Origin of the sequence: Streptomyces sp. NPDC051567, from assembly GCF_044454165.1 — a bacterium.
Classification (GTDB): Bacteria; Actinomycetota; Actinomycetes; order Streptomycetales; family Streptomycetaceae; genus Streptomyces.
The window spans coordinates 57601-76757 of sequence record NZ_JBITDK010000018.1 but is presented as its reverse complement, the minus strand read 5'-3'; the positions used below and the strand labels follow the sequence as shown (position 1 = coordinate 76757).

The 19157-nt window shown below is 73.2% G+C and carries 21 protein-coding genes; 13 read left to right on the top strand and 8 right to left on the bottom strand.

Annotated features, from left to right (window positions below):
- Positions 1–88 precede the first annotated feature (88 nt).
- The 10 genes from cynR to ACIA5F_RS20370 all read left to right on the top strand — a co-directional run bounded on the left by cynR (position 89) and on the right by ACIA5F_RS20370 (position 9329).
- Complete coding sequence (gene cynR / locus ACIA5F_RS20415) at positions 89–1027, top strand: transcriptional regulator CynR (RefSeq protein ID WP_399354880.1); 939 nt, start codon at positions 89–91, stop codon at positions 1025–1027.
- A 154-nt stretch (positions 1028–1181) separates the two neighbouring features.
- A complete protein-coding gene (locus ACIA5F_RS20410) occupies positions 1182–2036 on the top strand; it encodes a PP2C family protein-serine/threonine phosphatase (RefSeq protein ID WP_399354878.1) in 855 nt (284 codons plus the stop codon).
- Positions 2037–2108: 72 nt separating this feature from the next.
- Positions 2109–3104, top strand: coding sequence for an MASE1 domain-containing protein (locus ACIA5F_RS20405; protein ID WP_399354995.1), 996 nt, complete (start codon positions 2109–2111; stop codon positions 3102–3104).
- 159 nt (positions 3105–3263) lie between these two features.
- The gene (locus tag ACIA5F_RS20400; RefSeq protein ID WP_399354876.1) at positions 3264–3503 is read left to right on the top strand and encodes a hypothetical protein; all 240 of its coding nucleotides are present in this window, start codon (positions 3264–3266) and stop codon (positions 3501–3503) included.
- A 32-nt stretch (positions 3504–3535) separates the two neighbouring features.
- Positions 3536–4801: an SPFH domain-containing protein gene (locus ACIA5F_RS20395; protein WP_399354874.1), complete on the top strand. Its 1266-nt coding sequence runs from the start codon at positions 3536–3538 to the stop codon at positions 4799–4801.
- 238 nt (positions 4802–5039) lie between these two features.
- Positions 5040–6533 (top strand): sensor histidine kinase, encoded by a 1494-nt coding sequence (locus ACIA5F_RS20390; protein ID WP_399354872.1) that lies wholly within the window; start codon positions 5040–5042, stop codon positions 6531–6533.
- 16 nt (positions 6534–6549) lie between these two features.
- Positions 6550–6954, top strand: a complete 405-nt coding sequence (locus ACIA5F_RS20385; protein ID WP_399354870.1) for a roadblock/LC7 domain-containing protein — start codon at positions 6550–6552, stop codon at positions 6952–6954.
- Entirely contained in the window at positions 6951–7310 is a 360-nt protein-coding gene (locus tag ACIA5F_RS20380; RefSeq protein ID WP_399354869.1) for a DUF742 domain-containing protein, read from the top strand. The genes ACIA5F_RS20385 and ACIA5F_RS20380 overlap by 4 nt, the downstream gene beginning before the upstream one ends.
- On the top strand, positions 7291–7911 hold the full coding sequence (locus ACIA5F_RS20375) for a GTP-binding protein (RefSeq protein ID WP_399354867.1): 621 nt from the start codon (positions 7291–7293) through the stop codon (positions 7909–7911). Before ACIA5F_RS20380 ends, ACIA5F_RS20375 begins: the two co-directional genes overlap by 20 nt.
- Positions 7908–9329: a cytochrome P450 gene (locus tag ACIA5F_RS20370; protein WP_399354865.1), complete on the top strand. Its 1422-nt coding sequence runs from the start codon at positions 7908–7910 to the stop codon at positions 9327–9329. The genes ACIA5F_RS20375 and ACIA5F_RS20370 overlap by 4 nt, the downstream gene beginning before the upstream one ends.
- A 64-nt stretch (positions 9330–9393) precedes the next feature.
- Here the strand turns inward: ACIA5F_RS20370 and ACIA5F_RS20365 are convergent, their stop codons facing one another.
- From ACIA5F_RS20365 to ACIA5F_RS20355, 3 genes are all read right to left on the bottom strand, one after another.
- On the bottom strand, positions 9394–10500 hold the full coding sequence (locus ACIA5F_RS20365; RefSeq protein ID WP_399354863.1) for a hypothetical protein: 1107 nt from the start codon (positions 10498–10500) through the stop codon (positions 9394–9396).
- Positions 10501–10502: 2 nt separating this feature from the next.
- Positions 10503–11408, bottom strand: coding sequence for an SAM-dependent methyltransferase (locus ACIA5F_RS20360; RefSeq protein ID WP_399354861.1), 906 nt, complete (start codon positions 11406–11408; stop codon positions 10503–10505).
- A 175-nt stretch (positions 11409–11583) separates the two neighbouring features.
- Positions 11584–12555 carry a GlxA family transcriptional regulator gene (locus tag ACIA5F_RS20355; RefSeq protein ID WP_399354859.1) on the bottom strand — a complete coding sequence of 324 codons (972 nt, stop codon included), beginning with the start codon at positions 12553–12555 and terminating at the stop codon, positions 11584–11586.
- Positions 12556–12669: 114 nt separating this feature from the next.
- Here ACIA5F_RS20355 and ACIA5F_RS20350 point away from each other — a divergent pair, with 114 nt between their 5' ends.
- On the top strand, positions 12670–13209 hold the full coding sequence (locus ACIA5F_RS20350) for a trypsin-like serine protease (RefSeq protein WP_399354857.1): 540 nt from the start codon (positions 12670–12672) through the stop codon (positions 13207–13209).
- A gap of 384 nt (positions 13210–13593) precedes the next feature.
- Here the strand turns inward: ACIA5F_RS20350 and ACIA5F_RS20345 are convergent, their stop codons facing one another.
- Together ACIA5F_RS20345 and ACIA5F_RS20340 are read right to left on the bottom strand one after the other, a co-directional pair.
- Positions 13594–13980, bottom strand: a complete 387-nt coding sequence (locus ACIA5F_RS20345; RefSeq protein WP_399354855.1) for a two-component system response regulator — start codon at positions 13978–13980, stop codon at positions 13594–13596.
- A 90-nt stretch (positions 13981–14070) separates the two neighbouring features.
- On the bottom strand, positions 14071–14907 hold the full coding sequence (locus tag ACIA5F_RS20340) for a serine protease (RefSeq protein ID WP_399354853.1): 837 nt from the start codon (positions 14905–14907) through the stop codon (positions 14071–14073).
- Positions 14908–15218: 311 nt separating this feature from the next.
- Between ACIA5F_RS20340 and ACIA5F_RS20335 the strand changes: the two genes are divergently transcribed.
- Complete coding sequence (locus ACIA5F_RS20335) at positions 15219–16253, top strand: hydroxyacid dehydrogenase (protein WP_399354851.1); 1035 nt, start codon at positions 15219–15221, stop codon at positions 16251–16253.
- A gap of 43 nt (positions 16254–16296) precedes the next feature.
- A complete protein-coding gene (locus ACIA5F_RS20330; protein WP_399354849.1) occupies positions 16297–16851 on the top strand; it encodes a YbaK/EbsC family protein in 555 nt (184 codons plus the stop codon).
- A 15-nt stretch (positions 16852–16866) separates the two neighbouring features.
- Here the strand turns inward: ACIA5F_RS20330 and ACIA5F_RS20325 are convergent, their stop codons facing one another.
- Genes ACIA5F_RS20325 through ACIA5F_RS20315 form a run of 3 tightly spaced genes read right to left on the bottom strand, consistent with a single transcriptional unit; the run spans position 16867 to position 19029 of the window.
- Positions 16867–17724 (bottom strand): ABC transporter permease, encoded by an 858-nt coding sequence (locus ACIA5F_RS20325; RefSeq protein WP_399354847.1) that lies wholly within the window; start codon positions 17722–17724, stop codon positions 16867–16869.
- Positions 17684–18577 (bottom strand): ATP-binding cassette domain-containing protein, encoded by an 894-nt coding sequence (locus tag ACIA5F_RS20320; RefSeq protein WP_399354845.1) that lies wholly within the window; start codon positions 18575–18577, stop codon positions 17684–17686. Before ACIA5F_RS20320 ends, ACIA5F_RS20325 begins: the two co-directional genes overlap by 41 nt.
- Entirely contained in the window at positions 18574–19029 is a 456-nt protein-coding gene (locus ACIA5F_RS20315) for a MarR family winged helix-turn-helix transcriptional regulator (protein WP_399354844.1), read from the bottom strand. Before ACIA5F_RS20315 ends, ACIA5F_RS20320 begins: the two co-directional genes overlap by 4 nt.
- Positions 19030–19157: the final 128 nt, after the last annotated feature.

The window sequence follows — 19157 nt, the reverse complement described above, 5'->3', positions numbered from 1 at the left end:
CGCCGACGGCGCCGACGATGACCTGTATCCATAGTCTCCAAGGCGCAGAGACGAGGTCCGTCATCGATCTCATCTATCATCGCGGTTCATGGCCCCGGAACTCCGTCACCTGCGCTACCTGATCGCCGTCGCCGAACACGCCGGGTTCACCCGCGCCGCGCAAGAGCTGCGGATCTCCCAGCCCACCCTGTCCCAGCAGATCAAACAGCTCGAACGCACCGCGGGTGCCCAGCTGCTGGACCGCACCGGCCGCACCGTACGCCTCACCGACGCGGGGGAGACGTACGTCCGCCACGCGCGCGCCGCCCTGCGGGAGATCGCCGCCGCCGAGCGGGCCGTCATGGACCTGGCCGACCTCTCCCGGGGCCATCTGCGCCTGGCCCTGACCCCCACCTTCACCGCCTACCTCACCGGCCCCCTGGTCGCCGCGCTCCACGAAGCCCACCCCGGCATCACCCTCGACGTCCGCGAGATGCCCCAGGACCGCATCGAGACGGGACTGCTGGCCGACGCCCACGATCTCGGCCTCGCCTTCGACGGCCCCCACCTGCCCGGCATCACCGCCACCCCCCTCTTCACCGAGACCCTCGGCCTCGTCACCGCCGCCCACACCGGGGACCGGCCACCGCCCCCCGCCGCGCCCCTGCCCGTCCACGAGCTGGCCGACCGCCGACTGGCCCTGCTCAGCGGGGACTTCGCCACCCGCGGCCACATCGACGCCTACCTCACCGCCCACGGCGTCCGGCCGCACACCGCGGTGGAGGCCAACTCGGTCCAGGCCCTCACCGAGATCGTGCGGCGCACCTCCCTGGCCACCGTCCTGCCCGACGCCGTCACCGACGACGACCCCTCCCTGCGCCCCGTCCCCCTCGACCCGCCCCTCCCGCCGCGCACGGTCACCCTCCTGCGCCGCGAGAGCGCCTACGAGAGCGCCGCCGCCCGCGCCTTCACCGCCCTCACCCGCAACCTGGTCCGCACCCGCGGCTACCTCCCGCCCCGGCCCCCGGAGGAACCCGGCGACCGGTGAGCCGCCCGCCCTCTCATGCCGGAGCGCCCCGGCCGCGCGGGCCCCGTCCGCCCCCTCGTGCCGCGCTCGTGATGTGATCACCGGCCCCCCGAAATATGCTGGCCGGGGGCTCACCCGCCGGGGCCCGGAGACGGACGTACCTCGGGAGCGTTGCATGGCCCTCCATCGGTCCCGGCGATCGGAGAGCGCCGACTCCCTCCTCACCCGCCTCGGGCGGCTCACCGCACAGGCCCGCGAAGGGGCCGAGCTCCAGCAGGCCCGGGTGGAGCTGGCCGAGGCGCTCCAGCGCGAGATCCTGCCCGCCTCGCTCCCCGAACTCCCGGGCCTGCGCACCGCGGCCCGCTACGCCCCCGCCCGCGACGGCCTCAACATCGGCGGGGACTGGTACGACGGCTTCCGGCTGCCCGGCGGAGCACTCGGCTTCTCCATCGGCGACGTGGAGGGCCACGACGTCGAGGCCGCCGCCTTCATGGGCCAGGTGCGGATCGCCGTCCGCGCGGTGGCCGCCGCCGCGGCCGACCCGGGCGAGGTCCTCAGCCGCGCCAACGACCTGCTGCTCTCGGTGGACTGCGACCTCTTCGCCACCTGCACCTTCCTCCGCTTCGACCCGGTCACCTGGGAGATCCAGAGCGCCCGCGCCGGCCACGTGCCCGGCGTCTGGGCCACCGCCGACGGCCGGTACGGCATCGCCGAGGACGACGGCGGCCCCCCGCTCGGCATGCTCCCCGGCTCCCGCTACCCGGTCACCCGGCGCCCGCTGGCCGTGGCCGGCGCCTTCGTCCTGCTCACCGACGGCGTGGCCGAAGGCCCCTCCTTCCCCATCGACGCCGGGCTGGAACGCGTCGCCGAAGTCGTCCGCGACGGCGCCCTGTGCGACCCCGGCGAACTGGCCGCCGAGGTCATGAAGGTCGCCGACTCCACCGGCCACGAGGACGACGCGGCCGTCCTGGTCCTGCGTCACGACGGCGCCCCCGACCGGGCGGGCGGGCCGCACCGGACCGGCGGGTGACGCGCGGGCCCACGGCCACCGCCCCCGCGCGTGTCACTCTCCGTCGACGGGCGCGCGCTCCTGTCTGATGAGGTGATGCGCACCGAGGACGTCCGACGGCTCTGCCTGGCCCTGGCCCGGATCGCCGGCGTGGGAGCCGCCTACTACGCGGGCGGCCGGATCGGCCTGCTCCAGCAGGTGGTGGTCGACGGCGCGGTCGTCACCCCCCTGTGGCTCCCCACGGGCATCTCCCTCAGCGCCCTGCTCTGGGCGGGCCTGCGCGTCTGGCCGGGCATCGCGCTCGGCGCCTTCCTCGTCATCGACGCCCTCAGCCCCTTCGGCCTCGTCGGCCTCGGGATCGTCGCCGGCAACGTCGCCGCCCCCGTCTGCGCCTTCCTGATGCTCCGCCGGGCGGGCTTTCGCACCGCACTGGACCGGCTCCGCGACGGGGTCGCGCTGGTCTTCCTGGGCGGACTGCTGCCGATGCTGATCAGCGCCACCGTGGGGGCCGGCCTGCTGGTCCTCTCCGGCAGCCTGCCCCGGGAGGAGTTCTGGACGGGCTGGTCGGCGTGGTGGGCGGGCGACGCCATGGGCGTGCTCGTGATCACGCCGCTCCTCCTGGTCCTGCGCAAGGTCCGGATGCCCCGGGACACCTACCGCTGGGGCGAGGCGACCGCCCTGGCGGTCACGGCCGTCGCGGTGACCCTGCTGGCCACCCGCAGCCCCCTCGCCCTGCTCTTCCTCGTCTTCCCGCTCCTCATCTGGGCGGCGCTCCGCTTCCAGCTGGCCGGGAGCGCGCCCTGCGTCCTGCTGGTCTCCGTCCTGGCCACCGCCGCGGCGGTCACCCTGTCCGGCCCCTTCGCCGGGCACTCGCTCGCCGAGGCCATGGTCAACCTCCAGGCGCTCAACGGCTCCGCGGCGCTGACCTCCCTGCTGCTGTCGGCGGTCGTCACCGAGCAGAAGACGATCCGCCTGAAGATCGAACAGGCCTGCCAGGACCTGGCCGAGGTGGTCGAACAGCTCGCACCGGGCAAGGTGGCCCCCCGCTGGCCCCCGACCCACGACGACGGCCCCCGGCACCGGAGCTGAGCCGGAGCTGAGCCGGAGCTGAGCCGGACCTGACCCGGACCTGAGCCGGGCCGCCACCCCCGGGCCGCCACCCCCCCCGGAACACCCCTCGCGCCACCCGCCCGCCCTCCTCCCGGCCGGAGTACCGTGGAGAGGTCGAGGCCCTTCGAGGATCGGGAGTTGCGCGTGGGCGACCAGGGCAACCAGGACGACGAAGACTTCGACCCGGTCGGCGTCATCGGCCGGGTGACGGTGTCGATCCCCGCCGACGGGCCGGGAGAGGTACTGCTTCCACTGCGCGGCGGGAGCGAGGCGTTCGCGGCCTGGTCGGCCGGGCCCGTCCCGCTGCACACCCAGGTCGTCGTCACCGACCGGAGTTCGGCGCGGTCGGTGACGGTGGAGCCGCTCACACCCCTGTGACCCGGCCGGCCGTACCGGACCAGGAGGGCCCCATGTTGTTCTGGCACGTTCCCGCCCCCAACGAGGCGCTGCTCATATCCGGCTCGAAGCGCCGCGCGGGCGACTCGCAGTTCCGGATCGTCACCGGTCACGGATGCTGGGTCATGCCCGTCAAGCAGAAGGCGAGCCTGCTCTCCCTGTCACTGCGGGAGGCGGAGATCGCCGAAGAGTGCGTGACCCAGCAGGGAATCCGCATCGGCGTCCGCGCCGTCGCCGTCTTCAAGGTCGGCGACGACCAGACCTCCATCGCCAACGCCGCCCGCCGCTTCCTGGACGAGCAGACCAGCATGGAACAGCTCGTCGGCCGGATCTTCGCGGGCCACCTCCGCTCGATCATCGGCGGCCTGACCGTCGAGCAGATCATCCGCGAACGGGACCGGGTCGCCCAGGAGATCAAACAGGGCAGCCACTCCGAGATGGAGAAGCTCGGCATCGTCGTGGACGCCCTGCAGATCCAGGAGATCGCCGACGTCTCCGGCTACATCACCAACCTCGCCGCCCCGCACGCCGCGGCCGTCGCCAGCGCGGCCCGCATCGCCCAGGCCAAGTCCGACCAGGAGGCCACCGAACGGGAACAGCAGGCCGCCGCGCTCAAGGCCCAGTACGAGCGGGACACCGCCATCAAGCGGGCGGGGTTCCTCGCCGAGACCGAGCAGAGCAACGCCCTCGCCGCGCAGGCCGGACCGCTCTCCCAGGCCCGCGCCTCCCAGGAGGTCATCGAGGCGCAGACCGGGCTGGCCCAGCGCCAGGCGGCCCTCGCGGCCCAGCGGCTGGAGGCCGAGGTACGGCGCCCCGCCGACGCCGAGGCGTACAGCCGGCGCACCCTCGCCGAGGCCGACCGCGACCGCACCCGGTTCGAGGCGGACGCCCGCGCCTACACCGAGCTGACGGTCGCCCAGGCCCGCGCCGACGCGAACAACCTGCTCGCCGCCTCGCTGCGGCAGGGGAACCAGGAGTTGATCTCGGCCAACCGCATCGTCGAGCAGCTTCCCGCGCTCGCGGAGGCGGCGGCGAAGGGGCTGAACGGCGCCCAGCTGACCGTCCTCAACGGGTCCGACGGCCTGGGCCAGGTCATGTCCGGCCTTGTCGGACAGGGTCTCACCATCCTCGACAGCCTCCAGAAGAGGTCGGTCGGGACCCCGCGCGGGGACGGGCCCCGGGAACCCGCCCTCCCCGCCCTCGCGAAGCTGAACCGGAACCAGGCCGTCCCCGCGGCCCCGGGCGAGTCCGGGCCGCCCGCGGCAACCGGAATGGGCTGAGATAAACATTTCGAACGAATAGTGACCGCGCGATCCGGCCGCCCGTGATCCTCTTTGCGCCACAACCCCGCCGGAACAGGCCGGTATACACGGAAACCCACCCCGGGCGGGCCGTGGCGCATATACGTTCCTCCGGTTCGATGAACTCCAACGAAACCACCGACCTGTCGAGTTGGCCGCCGTTATGCTCCGGCCCATCGATCAAAAGATCCCCTCAATCGATGGCACGAGGAACTTGATGGCGCAAGAGAACTCCCCACCCGAAGCCTCGTACTCCGAGGCGGGGATAAGCTGGCTGCTGCCCGCGATCGCGGTGGTGGCCGTGACCTGCCTGGCCGGCGCCCTGGTCTCGCCCGAGGCGCCCGCCCGCGCCGTGTGGACCGTCCTCGGCGGAGCCTGCACCGGCGCCGTCCTCACCGACGCCGTGCTGCGCCGCCGCGCCGCCGCCGCCCGCCGCGCCGAGATCGCGGCCCTGCGGCACGCCCTGTCCCGGCAGGAGGCCGAGACCACCCGCCTCGCCGACGTGGTCCTGCCCGAGGTCATCGAACGCCTGCGCCGGGGCGAGTTCCCCGAGGAGGTGCTGAACGCGATCGGCGGACGCGGCGGCCCCGGCAACCGCTGGGGCAACGACCCCGCCGTGACACCACAGTTCCGGACCGCCCTGCAGACCGTGGTGGCCCGGGTCGTCGACGCGGTCGACGCCGAGGAGAACCTCCGCGAATCCGCCCAGCGCGCCTTCGTCAACATCGCCCGCCGGGTCCAGGCCATCGTCCACCAGCAGGCCCAGGAGATGCGGGAGATGGAGGACCGCCACGGCCGCAACCCGGACGTCTTCGGCGACCTCCTGCGCCTGGACCACGGCACCGCCCTGGTCGGCCGCCTCGCCGACTCCATCTCCGTCCTCGGCGGCGCCCGCCCCGGCCGCCAGTGGAGCCGCGCCGTCCCGCTCTACAGCGTCCTGCGCGGCGCGATGTCACGGATCATCGACTACCAGCGGGTGGAGCTCCACTCGGTCTCCGAGGTCGCCGTCGTCGGCCCCGCCGTCGAACCCCTCATCCACGCCCTGGCCGAACTCCTCGACAACGCCACCCGCTACTCCCCGCCCCACACCAGGGTCCACCTGACCGCCGTCGAGGTGCAGTCGGGCATCGCCGTCGAGATCGAGGACGGCGGGGTCAACATGAGCGAGGAGGCCCGCAAACGGGCCGAACGGATGCTCGCGCAGGCCCAGACCGGCATCGACCTCAACGACCTGGGGGAGACCCCGCGGCTCGGCCTCGCCGTGGTCGGCCGCCTCGCGCAGGCGTACGGATTCCAGATCGCCCTGCGCTCCTCCGCGTACGGCGGGGTCCGGGCCGTGCTCATCGTCCCCCAGGACTTGATCACCACCACCTCCGCCGCCACCGGACTCGCCCACGGCATCGGTGCCTCCTCCGGCCCCAGGGCGACGGCCCCCGTGCCCCGGCAGCACCCCGTGGACCACCTCTCCGCACGCGCCTCCGCGCCCGTCCCCGCCGCCGGTGACGACATCGTGGCCGTCACCGAACGGACCGCCACCGGCCTGCCGCAACGACGCCGCAAAGACCGTGCCACCAGCCCCGAGCCCGCGCCCGTCGCCGCGTCGCAGACCGCTGCCGACGCGGGACCGGGCCTGTGGCTGGAGGCATTCCACAGCGGCCTGTCCGGTTCACCCGGCCAGGCCGGCGACGCCGCGTCGGGTACAGCGAAATAAAGGGACGTAAGCAGTGATGCAACAGCGAAGCAGCATGGACTGGATGCTCAAGGACCTCGCGGCCGGAGTACCGCAGACACGGCACGTGATCGTGCTCTCCGCGGACGGCCTGTGCGTGGCACAGTTCGGCGCCGAGACGGACACGGCCGACCGCCTGGCGGCGGCCTGCGCGGGGCTGCAGAGCCTGGCCGGCGCGGTCGCCGCCGAACTGCCCCACTCCGAGGGCCGGATGCGTCTGGTCGTCATCGAGATGGACGGCGGATTCTTCTACCTCATGGCCGCGGGAGCCGGCTCCTACCTGGCGGTCCTGGCCGACGAGGGCGTCGACGCCGGCCTGATGGGAGCGCAGATGCGCGACCTGGTGAGCCGGATTGGAGAGCACCTGAGCAGCCCGCCCCGACATGACGGGCAGCCCGCGTGACCGAGCCGCCCACCAGCTGGGAGGAGGTCAGCCCCGAACGGCTCTACGTCATCACCGGCGGGCGCAGCGAACCGTCCACCAGCGCCCGGCTCGACCTCGTGACCCTGGTCGTCGCCAAAGCGCCCGCCAAACCCGAGATGCAGCCCGAACACGCCGCGATCCTGCGGATGTGCCAGGCGCCGCTGTCCGTGGCCGAGCTCTCCGCCTACGCCGGCCTCCCGGTCAGCGTGGTGACCGTACTCGTCGGTGATCTGCTGGCCGAGAAACGGGTGCTCGTACGCCCGCCCGTGCCCGCCGCCAAACTTCCCGACCTTGCTCTGATCGAGGCAGTGATCGATGGACTACAGAAACTCTGACCCGCTCGTCGGGCCGCGGAGCGAGGACATACTCCCCCAGACGGCCACCACCGCCGTCAAGGTCGTCATCGTCGGCGGCTTCGGCGTCGGGAAGACCACCATGGTCGGCGCGGTCAGCGAGATCCGGCCGCTGACCACCGAGGAGACCATGACCAGAGCGGGCGTCGGGGTCGACGACACGCGCGGCGTGGCCCGCAAGACCACCACGACCGTGGCCATGGACTTCGGGCGCATCAGCATCAACGACGAACTCGTGCTCTACCTCTTCGGAACCCCCGGCCAGGAACGCTTCTGGTTCCTGTGGCGCGGGCTCTTCGAAGGGGCGCTCGGCGCCGTCGTGATCCTCGACACCCGCAGACTGGAGATCAGTTTCGACGTCATCGGCCGCCTGGAGGAACGCGGAGTCCCCTTCGTCGTGGCCGTCAACTCCTTCCCCGACGCCCCCGCGCACCCGCTCGAAGAGCTGCGCCAGGCCCTGGACCTGCCCCCCACGGTCCCGATCCTCGTCTGCGACGCCCGCCGGCGCGACTCCGCCCGCGACGTCCTGCTGACCCTCATGCGTTACCTGCACAGCCAGGCAGCGACTCCGGAGGCACTGTGAGCACCCACCCCACCCCACCGCCCGGATGCCCGGCCCACGCCCTGGGAACCCAGGGCGTCCTGCACCGCCTCCACGGCCCGGAGGCGGAGGCGGACCCCATGGGCCTGTACGAGAGGCTGCGCGCCGAACACGGCCCGGTCGCCCCGGTCCTGGTCCACGGGGACCTGCGCGCCTGGCTCGTCCTCGGCCACCGCGAGAACCTCGACGTGGCCCGGACCCCCTCACGGTTCGCCCGCGACCCGCGCGGCTGGCGCGACCAGCAGGAGGGCCGGGTCCCGGACGACACCCCGCTGGGCCCCATGGTCTCCTGGGTGCCGGTGTGCAACTTCACCGACGGACCCGTCCACGAACGGCTGCGCGGCGCCGTCATGGACTCCCTGCAACGGTTCGACCGGCGCGGCATCCGCCGCTACGTGACGCGCTTCGCCAACCAGCTCGTCGACCGGATCGCCGCCGACGGCCGCGCCGACCTGGTCTCCGCCTTCTCCGACCAGCTCCCCATGCTGGTCATGACCCAGCTCGCCGGAGCACCCGACGAGCACGGCCCCCGGCTGGTCAAGGCGGCCCGCGACATGCTCCAGGGCACCGAGACGGCCCTGGAGAGCGACCGGTACGTCACCGCGACCCTGGAACAGCTGGTCCGGGAACGCAAGACGGCCCCCGCCCGCGACCTGGCCTCCTGGCTGCTGGAACATCCCGCGCAGCTGACCGACACCGAGGTGCTCATGCACCTGCGGGTCGTCCTGATCGCGGCCTACGAGACCACCGCCAACCTGATCGCCAACACCCTGCGGACCGTCCTGACCGACCGGCGGTTCCGCGCGAACCTCTCCGGCGGCCACATGACCCTGCCCGACGCCCTCGAACAGGTGCTCTGGGACGACCCGCCGATCAACACGATCCTCGGCCGCTGGGCCACCGGGGACACCCGGCTCGGCGGCCAGCAGATCAGGGCCGGGGACATGCTCCTGCTCGGCCTGGCCGCGGGCAACGTCGACCCGCAGATCCGGCCCGACCCCGCGGCCTCCGTCCACGGCAACCGCTCCCACCTCGCCTTCAGCAGCGGCCCCCACGAGTGCCCCGGCCAGGACATCGGCCGGGCCATCGCGGACACCGGGATCGAGGTGCTGCTCGACCGCCTGCCCGACATCCAGCTCGCCATCGACGTCAGCGAACTGCGCTGGCACGGCACGCTGATGTCCCGCCACCTGCTCTCCCTGCCCGTACGGTTCGCCCCGCGCGCGGTGCAGGAGCCGGACACCTACCCTTACGCGCAGCCGTCCGGCCACACCCCGGACGCGCCCCGCACCGCGACCGCGGCCACCACCGGGAACCCGTCCCCGGGCCGCCCCGCCCGGCCGGGGCCCGCGCGCAGGCGCCGGCCGAGCTGGTGGCGCCGGCTCCTCGGCATCTCCTGAGGAGCCCGCGCCCACCACGGGGCCCTGCCGCAGCGGCAGGGCCCCGTAGCGTTCCCGCACCACCTCACACGGGGCGCAGCTGCTCCCACCACCAGGCCAGCGCGGGCAGCGGCGGCGGCCCCTGGCGGCCGTCGCTCGGGGTGGTGGTGAAACGGACCGCGAAGTGCGCCTGCGGCAACGGCAGTTCGTTGCGGTTGCGGGGGGCGGCGTAGCGGGGCGCCCGGTCCTGCCACGCGATGCTGCCCGCCACATAGTGGCCGAGCGCCTCCAGATGCCGGGCGAGCGGCTCCCCCGCCCCGTCCGCCAGCTGCCCCCGCAACCGCACGAACAGGCTCATCACCCGGTCCCGCAGGGCCACCGCGAGCGGCACCGCCTCACGCGGGGTGCAGCCCTCCTGCCGGGCGAGGACATTGACGAGATTCACCTCCCACGGCTCGACGTGGTCGTCCTTGTCGTACGAGAACAGGTCGTTGTCGGCGCTGACGACAAAACCCGCCGCCTCGGTCAGGGCCCGCAGCGGCGGCGCGTACAGCACCTCGGGCGAGAGCCGGATTCCGTTCGCCGCGTCCGACCAGGTGAGGGAGAAACGGGTGCCGTTCGCCAGCGTCCCCATGGCGGCGAAGTCCGCGAGACCCGGCATCGCACCGCGCTCCGCGTTCGCCGCCTCCCAGGCCGCCCCGAGCAGCCAGTCCCGTGTCCCCTCGGTGAATCTGCGCAGCTCGAACGGGGTCAGCACGGCATGGGTCCGGGTCACCAGATCCACCAGGGCCCGCGTCATCGGACCATCGGGCAGCACGGCCGCGCCGGGCGCCTCCAGGGTGCGCAGCAGCCGTACGCCGTGATCCGCGACGGCGGCCGTCCGTATCTCGGCCGCCCCCGAGTCCTGCCAGTCGTCGACGGCGTTGGCCCAGTAGTTCCACTCGATGAACAGCAGCAGCGGTTCCACCTCCCCCCGGGGGACGATGCGGCAGGAGAAGTCGGCGCTGCGGGTCGCCAGGCCCCAGGCCCGCTCGGTCGCGTCGGGATAGAGGCCGAACGCGTCGACCCACTCCACCGCCCGCTCCTCCAGCTCCTTCGCCCGTGGATGGACGAGCCCCGGCTCCAGGGGGAGAGGGCAGTAGAAGGGCGGCAGGGGCCGCCCGATGCGGGAAGGACGCTCCGTCACGGTCATCCTCAGCACCCCTTCCGGAAGAGCATCAGCCGGGTCTCCACCGCGTGGTCGCGCCAGACGCGGAAGAACTTGCCGTGCACGGCGGTCGATTCCTGGAGCCGCTCGCGGGTCCAGCCCGCCTGTGCGGTGCCCGACCTGATCCGGTCGGCCTCGGCGGTGTTCCAGGCCATCGACTGCACCCAGAACTCGCACACCCGGTCGGTGACGTCCTCGTCCCGGGCCAGTTGGAGACCGGCGGCCTCGGCGGCTCTCAGGTACTCCGACCGGGTGCCCAGCCTGGTCCGGTAGTAGCCGTCGATGAACTCCCGCCACTGTGGCCGGCACACGAAGTGCTCCTGGATGCCGAACCACCCGCCGGGCCTCAGCGCCCGCGCGACGACCTCGAAGAGCCGGGTCCGGTCCATGTAGCCGCTGCTCTCGTTGGCGTACGCGGCGTCGAAGGCGTGCTCGGTGGTGAACTCGTGGACGTCCCCCAGCGAGGGGGAGACCCGGTCGCCCACGCCCGCCTGCCGGGCGAAGTGCTCGATCAGCGGAACGTGTTCGGCCGCGACGGTCAGACCCGTGACCGAGGCCCCGTGCTGCTGCGCCCAGTACAGGGAGCCCCCGCCCAGACCGCAGCCGATGTCGAGGACCCGCCGCGGCGGCCTCTCGTACGCGCCCCAGGACCGGGCCGCGTATTCGACTATCGCCTCCTGCGACCCGGTTATGCGGGCCTTGAGGACGCTCTGCGGGACGGTGGTTCCCGGATGGACACCGTCCGGGAAAAGCCCTACGTGGAAATGCACGCGCGGGCCCGGCCCGTACTTGTGGAGGATGTCTCCGGTCTTACGGCTGTAGTAGAGCCGTACCTGGTCCTCGTCCAAGCCCTGGCCGCCGTCTAAAGGAGATATGAATGGCGTGGCGTTCATGGTCGGTCCCGGCCCCTTCTTGGCGTAGGGCTGCCGGGCGCGATGTCACCGCACGTACGGTGCACCGCCCCGGCACTGCTGTGGAAGCACGGATCATCGTGACACCTCAGACCCTTCCCGTCAGCCCTTTTGGACAGGACAGATCATCAGGAACCGCGAAGAAAGCATTCTCTGACTATTCCGTGGTGAACACGGAGACCAAGGTGTGGAAGGCCGCCTGGTAGACAACCGGGGTAGTGCCGTTGAAACGCTGGAAATGGTGCCGGAGATTGGCGGGCGTTCCCAGACCGGTCCGGGCCGCGATGAGATCGACCGGGGTGCCGGAGTGTTCCAGCAGCCATTGCGCCCTGCGCACCCGGGCGCGCAGCAGGTACTGGAGCGGGGTGATCCCCGTGTCGGCCCGAAAACGCCGGTTGAGGCTGCGGACACTGATACCCGCGTGGGCCGCGATGTCGGAGAGGGCCGGCGGGCGGTCCAGGCATTCCTCCATCCAGCGCGTGGTCGCCCCGAACGCGCGGCCGTCGCCCGTGCCCCGGCCCGCCCCCAGCACGTCCGAGGGGTCCGGGAGCATCAGGAAGAGCTGCCGGTCGGCCTCGTTCGCGGGCAGCTCGCCATGGTCCTCCTCGATCAGGCGCACACAGAGGTCCTTGCCGCCGAACACCCCCGACGAGGTGAGGAACGGCCCGTCCGCCACGACCCGGTCACCGAGGTCCACGTCGACACGGGGATGGCGCAGGGCCAGTTCTCCGGTGTGCCGCCAGTCCGTGGTGGCCCGGCGCCCGTCGAGGAGACCGGTGGCCGCGAGGGCGAACACGCCCGTCCCGATCGCGCGGACCCGGCTGCCACGGGCGGCCGCGGCGCGCACCGCGTCGAGCACCCCGGGCGGCGGGTCGCGGCGGAACCCCTCCGAACCGGCCAGCACCACCGCCTTGGCGCCGGCCAGGCCGTCGAGCCCCCAGGGGGTGGCGACCCGCAGCGCCCCGGGAGCCCCGGTGGCGACCTGGCCGGCGCCCGAAGCGGCGCAGATCCGCAGCTCGTAGGGGACACGGTGGTAGGAACTGCGGGAGGCGGCGTCGAACATCAGCCCGGGGGTGGTGAGGTGAGGGGCGGGGACTCCGTCGAACACGATGAGCGCGACCACTGACATGGCCAGAATTTAACCCGGAGTGGTACCGCGGCCGGTTTTTTCGGCCGACTTGCCGCGCGGAGGATGGAGGAACCCACGGCGCGGGCGGGACAACGCCCGCCAGCCGTGCGGAACATGACGACCACGAAGGAAACGGACACCACCATGAACCACCCGGCCTCCGCCCCCGCCCCTCGCCAGGGGACGGCGCCCGCCCGCACCGTACGCCGTCTGCCGGCGAGAGCGGCGGCGGTCGGCGCGGCCACCGTGCTGTGCGCCACGGCGGCGAGCGGCACCGCCGGAGCCGTCGTCAACGGCGAGGACTCCAGCGAGCGTTACTCCTTCATGGTCTCCGTCCCGATGACCATGGAGTACGACGGGACCACCCTCCACGGCGTCTGCGGCGGCGCCCTGATCGACCCCGAATGGGTGATCACCGCCGGCCACTGCGTCCAGCGGACGCAGGCCCGCCCGACCGGTACGGTCCGCGTCGGCAGCGAGTACCGCAGCTCCGGCGACGGCGACACGGGCAGCGACCCGTACTGCGCCACCGGCCCCGGCATCTGGACCTCCCTGCCCGCCTACCGCGGCTGGATCGCCCGGACGATCGACGCGCGCGACCAGGTCCGGCGCGCGGCCGGTGCTGTGGCCGTGCCGGACGCCACGGGCCGGTGAACCTTTCCGTTCACAGCACCAGGGCCGACGTACGTACGGGGCGGTGCCTACGGGCCCCGCGGGCGGGCGGGCACGGCCGGGAGACGGTGGTGGCGACCGGCCGGATAGGGTCGCGGGCATGTCAGTGGTCGCGCTGCTCGCGCCCGGACCAGCGTCCGCACCCTCAACCGGCGCTTTCGCGAACACACGGGGCTCAGCCCGCTCCAGTACCTCCTGCGGGCCCGGCCGGACCGGGCCCGCCACCTGCGGAGCGGGGGGAGTGCCCGGCCGAGGAGGTCGCCGTCCAGGCCGGGTTCGGCTCGCCCGAGAGCTTGCGCCGCCACTTCCGCCGGCTCACCCGCACCACCCCGAGGGCCTACCGGACGGCCCGCCGCACGGCCTCGCTCACGCCTGCCGGCCGGTGAGCCGCCGGACCTGGGCGAGGAACTCGGCCGGGTGGAACGGCTTCGCGAGACACGCGTCGACGCCCGCCCGCAGTGCCTGGACCGTGCACTCCGGGTCCGCCGGGGGCAGTGCGAGGATCGGCAGCAGCCGGTGAACGGGGTGGGCGCGGATCTCCTCGAACAGCGCCACCTCGTCCAGCCCCGGCCCCGTACGCTCACAGATCAGCAGGCCGATCGGGCCGTCACGGTCCAGCAGGGCCACCGTCTCCGCGCCGCCGCCCCCGTCGACCACGGCGAACCCCGTGCCGGTGAGCAGGCGCTCCAGCAGCGACCACAGTCTGCGGTCCTTCGCCACAAGGAGAATCCTGGCCGGGGAATCGCTGCTCATCGTTGTTCCTCATCGTCGTGCCGTGCTCCTCGCAGAGCGTACGCGCCGGACGAGGGCGGCGCGTACGGCCCGCGGGGGAGCGGCCGGGGCCTACGGCCTGGGCAGGGCGCAGCCGGGCCGGTTCAGGTCGATCACGCTGCCCGCGCCTATGCAGGGGACGAGGGTGTGGGTCTGCTGGGCGTAGTTGATGCCCTGGCGGACGGTGACCACGCCGTTCTCGTCGACCTCGCACGGGTTGTTCACCGTGCAGCGCGCGCCGTCCTCGTTGCCGGTGTTGTTCACGGCGACGACCTTGCCGGTCGTCGTGTCGATCACCGGTGAGCCGGAGGTGCCGCCGATGGTGTTGCAGGCCGGGGTGTAGCGGACCGAGTCCTTCCAGGTCCAGTCGCCCTCCTTGAGGCGGTAGGAGAAGCCGTCCACGGAGCAGGTGTAGATCCGCTTCCAGTACCCGGAGACCACGCTGATCGACGAGCCCTGCGCCGGGCGGACGGTGTCGAGGGTCAGCGCGCCGATGCCGTACTGGCTCTGGATCTGGGCGTAGGTCCGGGTCAGCTGGTAGACGGAGATGTCCGTGTCGGTCATCGTCGCGTACGAGACCTTGCTCGCGCGCAGGGTCGCGACCTTGGTGCCGGCCGCGTTGAGCAGCGAGAACGAGCGGGTCGAGGGCCGGTCCCTGACGACCTCGCCGGCCGCCGGGAAGCCGGTCTCCAGGCAGTGCCCGTTGGAGAGGACGAGGGCGGGATCGCCCGGCTGGGAGCCGGGCGCGCGGACGACGGCGCCGGAACAGTTGCTGAGCGCGACCGTCCCCGCGTAGCCGACCGCTACGGCGGGCGCGGCCTTCTCCGTGGGCGCCGAGGCGACGGCCGGTGCGGCCGTCACCCCCAGCAGGAGCAGGGAGAGCAGTGCTCCGGCGAGAGGCTTCTTCATGTGGGGTTCCCCTCCGATGACTGGCGACGGCAAGGTGACCGAAGACCCTTCGATTGTCATGTGCATTCTCAAGAGACCGTCACCGGCCCACAAGAGGGCGTGGACGGCAGGGACCCGTGGCGCCTGTGGTGCCCGTGGTGCGGGAGCCACGGGCACCCGGCGCCCCTCGGCCGTACCGCCGGTGCGGTTCTCACGCGCGTCCGTCCTTGACCCCGCCCGGCCCCGGCCGAACGATGGTCCCGCCACCCCCGTCCACCCCACCCGTCCACCCCGTCCGACCGTCGTCCCGTACGAGACCCCGGAGCCGCGCGATGCCGCGCACCCCGTACCCCCCGAGCGCCCCCGGCACCCCGCGCACCCTGCTGGCCATGGGCGCCCCCGTCCACCGCGCCCTGCTCGGCACGCCCGCCCTGGAACGGCTCTCCCGCGTCGCGGACGCGGACACCGCCCTGCTCGTCACCGACTACCGCACCGCCGACCCGGGGCTGCTCGCGGCCACCGAGCTGCTCTTCACCCACTGGGGCTCGCCCCTCCTGGACGAGGACGCGCTGGACCGCCTGCCCGCGCTGAAGGCCGTCGTCCACGCCGCCGGCTCCGTCAAGAGCCATGTCACCCCGGCCGTCTGGGCCCGCGGCGTCACCGTCTCCTGCGCCGCGACCGCCAACGCCCTGGCCGTCGCCGAGTTCACCCTCGCCGCGATCCTGTTCGCGAACAAACGGGTACTGGAGACCTCCCGCCACTACTGCCGCACCCGGGTCGCGCCCGACCTCCTGCCCGGCTTCGCCGGGCACGGCAACTACCGGCGCACCGTGGGGATCGTCGGCGCCTCCCGGACGGGCCGCCGCGTCATCGAGCTGCTGCGCCCCTTCGACCTCGACGTCCTGCTGTACGACCCGTACGTCGGCCCGCAGGAGGCCGCCGCCCTCGGGGTGGAGCCGCTCCCGCTGGACGAACTCGTCCCGCGCGCCCACGTGGTCTGCGTCCACGCGCCCGAACTCCCCGGGACCCGGCACATGTTCGACGCGAGACGGCTCGGGCTCCTCGCGGACGGGGCCACCCTCGTCAACACCGCCCGCGGCTCCCTCGTCGACACCGACGCCCTCGTCGCCGAACTGGAGTCGGGCCGCATCCACGCCGTCCTCGACGTCACAGACCCGCAGCCGCCACCGCCCGGATCACCGCTCTACACCCTGCCCAACGTGCTCCTCACCCCGCACCTCGCGGGCTCGCTCGGCAACGAGCTGACCCGGATGGCGCACTGGGCCGTCGACGAGGTGGAGCGGTACGCCCACGGCCTGCCCTTCGCCCACGGCGTCGACCCCGGCGACCTCGCCCGCTCCGCCTGACCCCGCCCCCGCCCCCGCACGTCCCGGCCCTTAGGGTGCGGGGATGAACGCCCCCATCGGTTCCTTCGACGACGTCCGCCCCGCCCCCGACCGCCTCGACGCGCTGCCCCGGCCGGTGGCCGACGCGATCCGCGGCTGGAGCGGGAGCGTCCCGGCCGCCCAGATCCTCTACATCGACACCGATCCGGCGATCGCCGACACCGCCGCCTTCGTCGCCCACTACGGGCCCGAACTGCTGGAACGCTCGGCGAACTGCGTGGTGGTGGCCGCCCGGCGCGGCAGCGGGACCACGCTGGCCGCCTGCGTGGTGCCGTCGGCCGCCCGCGCCGACGTCAACGGCGTGGTCCGGCGCCGGCTGGGGGCCCGCAAGGTCTCCTTCGCGCCGATGGAGACCGCCGTCGAGCTGACCGGCATGGAGTACGGCGGCATCACCCCGATCGGCCTCCCCGCCGGCTGGCCGCTGCTGGTGGACTCCGCCGTCGTGGACCTGCCCTACGTCCTGGTCGGCAGCGGCCTGCGCCGGGGCAAACTCCTCGCCCCCGGAAAGCTGTTCGCCGAACTCCCCGGCGCCGAGGTGGTCGAGGGCCTCGCCCGCTGAGCCGTCACCGCGCCCTCACTGGGCCAGCCGTCCCAGCAGCGACGAGGCCGCGACGATGCCGAGGGCCGCGGCGAAGGCCAGCACCCCGTAGTCCAGCGCCAGATGGGACGGGGTGCCCAGGAGCAGCCCCCGCAGGGCGTCGACCTGGTAGCTCAGCGGATTGGCCCGGCTGACGGCCTGGAGCCAGCCGGGCATGATCGAGACCGGGTACAGGGCGTTGGAGGCGAAGAACAGCGGCATGGTGATGGCCTGGCCGATGCCCATCAGCCGGTCACGGGTGAGGACGATCCCGGCGATGGCCATCGACAGGCAGGAGAAGAAGGCCGAACCGAGGACCACCGCGACGGCCACACCGGCCAGCCTCACCGGGTTCCACGTCATGGCCACGCCGAGGAGGGCCGCGATGACGATCACCACCACCGCCTGGACCAGCGCCTTGACACCCGCCGCGAACGCCTTGCCGGTGATCAGCGCGGACCGGGGAGTGGGTGTCACCAGCAGTTTCGCGAGGACGCCCGCGTCCCGCTCCCAGATGATCATGATTCCGTAGAAGATCGCGATGAACATCGCGGACTGGGCGATGATCCCGGGCGCCAGGTAGTCGATGTACGGGACGCCGCCGGTCGGGATGGCCTTGATCCGGGTGAAGGTCTCGCCGAAGATCAGCAGCCACAGGGCGGGCTGCACGGCCCGGGTGTACAGCTCGGTGCGGTCGTGGCGCAGCTTCTGGAGCTCCACCACGCAGAAGGCCACGACCCGGGAGGGCAGGACCATCCGGCCGGTACGGGCCTGTGGCGGGACCAGGAGCAGTCCGAACGCGTCGGCCTGCTTCTCAGCCGAGACGGGACGCGGTGCTGCGGGTGCTGCGGACATCACGGAAGTCGCCTCCCTGACGGTCGAGACCGTGGCCGGCCACGTCCCGGAAGACGTCCTCCAGGGTCGGCAGGGTGTCCCCCTCTGCCGTACCGGCCACCCGGAGCCGCTCCCACAGCGCGGCGCGCAGCTCGTGCGAGGTGCCGAGGGCGTGGATGCGCCCGCGGTGCATCAGCGCGACCCGGTCGCAGTACTGGTCGGCCTCGTCCATGGAGTGCGTGGTCACCAGCACGGTCATGCCGGTGGCCCGGCGCACGGCGTTGATGTGCTCCCACACACTGGTGCGGGCGATCGGGTCCAGCCCGATCGTCGGTTCGTCCAGGACCAGCAGCCGGGGCGCGCTGACCAGGGCCTGGGCGAGTTCGAGGCGGCGGATCATGCCGCCGGAGTAGGTCTTGGCCAGCCGGTCGGCGGCGTCCGTGAGATCGACCGCCCGCAGCGCCTGGGCCACCCGCTCGGCGCGCTCGCGGCGCGGGACGTCGAAGACCCGGGCGAAGAGGGAGACGTTCTCCCGGCCGGTCAGCCCGGCGTCGGCCGACAGCTGCTGCGGTACGTAGCCGAGCAGCCGGCGGACGGCCATCCGTTCCTTGGCCGCGTCGTGCCCGAACACCCGCACCCGGTCGGCGGGCACCGGCAGCAGGGTGGTGACGCAGCGGATCGCGGTGGTCTTCCCGGCGCCGTTCGGCCCGAGCAGCCCGAACACCTCGCCCGGCGCGACGGCCAGGTCGAGCCCGTCGACGGCCCGCCGCTCGCCGAACGCGTAGGTGAGACCGCTGGTCAGCACGGCGTCGGGCAGGGGCGGTGGGCCCTCGCCGGGCTCGGCCGGCAGGGTGTGGGCGGGGTCGGTCCTCATGGGTCGTGCGCCTCCTCGGCCAGGTTCTCGGCAAGTCTGCGCAGCGCGGGCAGGGCCGCGGCGAGTGCGGCCCGGTCGGCGTGACCGAGCCGCGCCAGCTCCGCGTGGACGAGCGCGTCGCGCCGCTCCTGCCAGTCCCGCAGCCTGGCCAGGGCGGCGGGAGTGGCGTGCAGGAGCGCGGAGCGGCGGTCGGCGGGGTCGGTCTCGCGGATCAGGTATCCCGCCCGCACCAGTTGGTTGACCAGCGTGGACACCGAGTTACCGGCGAGATGGAGCTTTCCGGCGGCGGCGCGGACCCGGATTCCGGGGCACGAGGCCACCAGGCGCACCAGTTCGATCTGCGCGCCCCGCAGCGCGGGGGCGGTGAGCCCGTCCCGCAGCCTCCGTCGGATCAGCCGCTGGACACCGGAGAGGGCGTCGGCGAACGATTCGTCCAGCACATCGGTGGACACCCCACCATTTTACCTCTGACCCAGAGCTATCGGCCGGCCCCCGGCCCGGCCCCCGGCCAGGGCCCGCGCCGCCTGGGCCGGACCGGGCCCGGATGCGGGTCCGTCACCCCGGGCCGGGGGGCCGTCAG

Excerpts from the sequence above, each read along its gene's own strand:
- cynR (WP_399354880.1), top strand. The coding sequence starts at position 89 with ATGGCCCCGGAACTCCGTCACCTGCGCTACCTGATCGCCGTCGCCGAA.
- ACIA5F_RS20410 (WP_399354878.1), top strand. The coding sequence starts at position 1,182 with ATGGCCCTCCATCGGTCCCGGCGATCGGAGAGCGCCGACTCCCTCCTC.
- ACIA5F_RS20395 (WP_399354874.1), top strand. The coding sequence starts at position 3,536 with ATGTTGTTCTGGCACGTTCCCGCCCCCAACGAGGCGCTGCTCATATCC.
- ACIA5F_RS20390 (WP_399354872.1), top strand. The coding sequence starts at position 5,040 with ATGGCGCAAGAGAACTCCCCACCCGAAGCCTCGTACTCCGAGGCGGGG.
- ACIA5F_RS20385 (WP_399354870.1), top strand. The coding sequence starts at position 6,550 with ATGCAACAGCGAAGCAGCATGGACTGGATGCTCAAGGACCTCGCGGCC.
- ACIA5F_RS20375 (WP_399354867.1), top strand. The coding sequence starts at position 7,291 with ATGGACTACAGAAACTCTGACCCGCTCGTCGGGCCGCGGAGCGAGGAC.
- ACIA5F_RS20365 (WP_399354863.1), bottom strand. The coding sequence starts at position 10,500 with ATGACCGTGACGGAGCGTCCTTCCCGCATCGGGCGGCCCCTGCCGCCC.
- ACIA5F_RS20360 (WP_399354861.1), bottom strand. The coding sequence starts at position 11,408 with ATGAACGCCACGCCATTCATATCTCCTTTAGACGGCGGCCAGGGCTTG.
- ACIA5F_RS20355 (WP_399354859.1), bottom strand. The coding sequence starts at position 12,555 with ATGTCAGTGGTCGCGCTCATCGTGTTCGACGGAGTCCCCGCCCCTCAC.
- ACIA5F_RS20350 (WP_399354857.1), top strand. The coding sequence starts at position 12,670 with ATGACGACCACGAAGGAAACGGACACCACCATGAACCACCCGGCCTCC.
- ACIA5F_RS20345 (WP_399354855.1), bottom strand. The coding sequence starts at position 13,980 with ATGAGCAGCGATTCCCCGGCCAGGATTCTCCTTGTGGCGAAGGACCGC.
- ACIA5F_RS20340 (WP_399354853.1), bottom strand. The coding sequence starts at position 14,907 with ATGAAGAAGCCTCTCGCCGGAGCACTGCTCTCCCTGCTCCTGCTGGGG.
- ACIA5F_RS20335 (WP_399354851.1), top strand. The coding sequence starts at position 15,219 with ATGCCGCGCACCCCGTACCCCCCGAGCGCCCCCGGCACCCCGCGCACC.
- ACIA5F_RS20330 (WP_399354849.1), top strand. The coding sequence starts at position 16,297 with ATGAACGCCCCCATCGGTTCCTTCGACGACGTCCGCCCCGCCCCCGAC.
- ACIA5F_RS20325 (WP_399354847.1), bottom strand. The coding sequence starts at position 17,724 with ATGTCCGCAGCACCCGCAGCACCGCGTCCCGTCTCGGCTGAGAAGCAG.
- ACIA5F_RS20320 (WP_399354845.1), bottom strand. The coding sequence starts at position 18,577 with ATGAGGACCGACCCCGCCCACACCCTGCCGGCCGAGCCCGGCGAGGGC.